Below are 255 nucleotides of genomic sequence, written 5' to 3'. Positions count from 1 at the left end.
GTGTGGCTGGTCGTCCTCTCAGACCAGCTACTGATCGATGCCTTGGTAGGCCTTTACCCTACCAACTAGCTAATCAGATATCGGCCGCTCCAGGAGCACAAGGCCTTGCGGTCCCCTGCTTTCATCCATAGATCGTATGCGGTATTAGCGTAACTTTCGCTACGTTATCCCCCACTCTTGGGTACGTTCCGATATATTACTCACCCGTTCGCCACTCGTCAGCGGAGCAAGCTCCCTGTTACCGTTCGACTTGCA

Annotated in this window: 1 rRNA gene; it reads right to left on the bottom strand. The window is 53.7% G+C overall.

From position 1 onward, the window contains the following. A 16S ribosomal RNA gene (locus tag GM672_RS30305) occupies window positions 1-255 on the bottom strand; the annotation flags it as partial.

The sequence above is a fragment of the Pseudoduganella buxea genome (assembly GCF_009720835.1).
Classification (GTDB): domain Bacteria; phylum Pseudomonadota; class Gammaproteobacteria; order Burkholderiales; family Burkholderiaceae_D; genus Rugamonas; species Rugamonas buxea.
Note: the sequence above shows the minus strand (reverse complement) of the source record. Positions and strands in the feature narration are given on the sequence as shown.